Raw genomic sequence first — 1,014 nt, 5'->3', positions numbered from 1 at the left:
CTTACAGGGATGTATTCACAGCGTGTCCCACAAAGTAGCCACGCTAGCAGGACCGCCACAGGACCTGCCTCACTGCCCAGAACCGAGAAACTATTTTGAGCGAGAACACTATGACCGAAAAAATGCTGTGCGAAATCGATAACGAAGGCGTTGCCACGGTTACCCTCAACCGCCCGGAAATTCACAACGCCTTCGACGACGACCTGATTCGCCAGCTCGGCGAAACCTTTGACAACCTCGCTCGCAGCGGAGGCATCCGCGCGCTGGTACTCGCCTCCAACGGCAAAAACTTTTCCGCCGGCGCCGACCTGAATTGGATGAAGCGTATGGCGGACTATAGCGAAGAGCAGAACCGCACCGACGCCGCCACCCTCGCCGCCATGCTGCACAAACTCGACAACTTCCCCGCGCCCACTATTGCCCGGGTGCAGGGTGCCGCGTTCGGCGGCGCCGTCGGTCTGGTGAGTTGCTGTGACATCGCCGTCGCCGCCGAGCGCGCCAGCTTTTGCCTGAGCGAAGTCAAAATCGGCCTGCTGCCTGCCACCATCAGCCCCTACGTGATCAACGCCATCGGCGCGCGACAGGCTCGTCGCTACTTCGTCACCGCCGAGCGCTTCTCCGCCGAGCGCGCAAAGGAAATTGGCCTGGTATCGGAAGTGGTTGCCGAGGGCGAACTGGATCTTACAGTTCAGAAGTTCGTCAACAGCATCATCGACAACGGCCCCAACGCCGTCACCATGGCCAAGCAGCTGGCCATGTCCATGTCCAACCGGGTAATCAACGAAGAACTCCAGGGCCAGACCAGTGCCCTGATTGCGGCCGTTCGGGTTTCACCGGAAGGTCAGGAAGGGTTGAGTGCGTTTCTTGAGAAGCGCGCGCCAAGCTGGATGAACACCAGCGACGAATGACAACTTCTTAAGTAGCGACGAATGTCATGCTTACGTAGCACAAAATTTTGAACTGAAGGCAAAGTGCTGGGTGCTGGTTTTTGAAAGCGTCGGCGACATGGACGTC

Annotated in this window: 1 protein-coding gene; it reads left to right on the top strand. The window is 58.5% G+C overall.

What is annotated here, in order from left to right:
- Positions 1 to 110 precede the first annotated feature (110 nt).
- A complete protein-coding gene (locus B4U49_RS00465; protein ID WP_078082649.1) occupies positions 111 to 908 on the top strand; it encodes an enoyl-CoA hydratase/isomerase family protein in 798 nt (265 codons plus the stop codon).
- The last annotated feature ends 106 nt before the right edge of the window (positions 909 to 1,014 follow it).

This window comes from Microbulbifer mangrovi (assembly GCF_002009015.1).
In the GTDB taxonomy this organism is placed as follows: domain Bacteria; phylum Pseudomonadota; class Gammaproteobacteria; order Pseudomonadales; family Cellvibrionaceae; genus Microbulbifer; species Microbulbifer mangrovi.
Note: the sequence above shows the minus strand (reverse complement) of the source record. Positions and strands in the feature narration are given on the sequence as shown.

What these genes read in the sequence shown, in the direction of transcription:
- B4U49_RS00465 (WP_078082649.1), top strand. Translation starts at nt 111, where the DNA reads ATGACCGAAAAAATGCTGTGCGAAATCGATAACGAAGGCGTTGCCACG.